The organism is Massilia mucilaginosa (genome assembly GCF_011682145.1).
GTDB classification, from domain to species: Bacteria; Pseudomonadota; Gammaproteobacteria; order Burkholderiales; family Burkholderiaceae_D; genus Telluria_A; species Telluria_A mucilaginosa.
In genome coordinates, this window is the sequence record NZ_WHJH01000149.1 from 1 (window position 1) to 1,414 (window position 1,414).

At 47.8% G+C, this 1,414-nt stretch carries 2 protein-coding genes; both read left to right on the top strand.

Going from position 1 to position 1,414, the window contains the following annotated elements; genetic code table 11:
* A partial coding sequence (locus tag F2P45_RS34185) for a deaminase domain-containing protein (protein WP_166882654.1) occupies nucleotides 1-669 on the top strand: 669 nt, incomplete at its 5' end.
* A gap of 13 nt (nucleotides 670-682) precedes the next feature.
* A complete protein-coding gene (locus F2P45_RS34190; RefSeq protein ID WP_166882655.1) occupies nucleotides 683-1,153 on the top strand; it encodes an SMI1/KNR4 family protein in 471 nt (156 codons plus the stop codon).
* The last annotated feature ends 261 nt before the right edge of the window (nucleotides 1,154-1,414 follow it).

Consider the following 1,414-nt stretch of genomic DNA (forward strand, 5'->3'; position numbering starts at 1 on the left):
GCCTCAGTATATCGATTGGGTGCGTATAGTGCTATTGAAGCTGAATTTGCATCCCTCTCCGGGCAATTTAGTCAGAAATTGGGTGCGAGTGCGTATGACGCTAAACTCGCTAACTTTGTTAACGGGGCAAATACGATCGCGGGCCTTGAAGTTGGTACCGCACAGCGAGTGCGCGTGTTGCACAATATAGAAGCAACAAGGGCGGGCAATGCGTCGAGTAATTTTGAGGTTCATGGAACTGTTTCGAGACTTGTCGATGAGAGACTACGCTTAGGGCTCACATCAAACGGAAGTCGACAACGAAACTTGGCGGTCGCGGATTATTCGATCGAAAGTCATCAAGGTACTCTGGCAGCGCTAAGTAATACCCACTCGCCTGTTGGCACAGTCGGAATGCCTCAGGAACGTTTTTTCTCAACCTTTTCCACTCCAGCTCACCATAATAGAGCTTTGGACAGTGAAATGAAGATATTTGAGTCTTTTGCACGTCAACATAATCCCAATGGACTTGCCGTTGTTCAGGATGTGCGTGGACACATGAATCTTATGTCTGAATTGAAAATATGCCCGTCATGCAATGGAGGGCTGCGGCAGTTCGAAACCATGTTCCCGAATGTCAAGGTAGACATACATACCGGTCCGAACGTTAGCAAACCGCGTTTTAAATAATCAGGTGACATCTATGAAAATATTTATTGAATGGCTTACGGGCGCCGGCTTGGCTGATGAATCCGAAATACTCGGGTTGTCGGACGATGAAATAGGCGGTATAGAGCAAGCTCGCTCGATTTCGTTGCCAAGTGATTACAGGAAATTTCTGTCGCAATGTGGCCGCTACGCGGGGTTGTTCGGTAGGGATATTGATATTCTTTACCCGAATTTCCTCAGTTTGAACAAGGAGTTTTACGAAATCGCGGACGAATTTGGGATTGACTATAGGCCTCCTGCCAGCGCATTCTTCTTCTCTGCGTACCAAGGGGGATCCTTTCACTATTTTCTGTGTGGGAGTGATGATGCGAACATATATGTCTTGAATGATGGCGATACTGTTCCTGGCGTTGTGAGTGAGTCGTTCACTTCGTTTATGTTGAACGCGATTTCAAGTTATCAGGACGCGTTCTTTCAAAATCCTGATAAGTCTTGGATGTTGTAAGCGAGAGGACATTGGTGCCGGTGAATGTCAAGGTAGTTGTCGCCCGACTCATGCAGCTTTTTGAAGCTTATCTTGCCTGTTTGCGGCCAGGCTCACCACCGAGTCACGTTCCGGATTTAACGTAACTGCCGGTAACGGTGCCAGGTCTGACATTCGGACACAGCCTCATCAGCTATGTGCTAACCGATTGCTTCTGTAATGAATGAAAAAAGCCGTCCCCAACCCTGGCTATGCGCGTAGGGTGCGGGGTACGGCTCTTTT

Coding starts and splice junctions, on each gene's coding strand:
- F2P45_RS34190 (WP_166882655.1), top strand. CDS start 683: ATGAAAATATTTATTGAATGGCTTACGGGCGCCGGCTTGGCTGATGAA.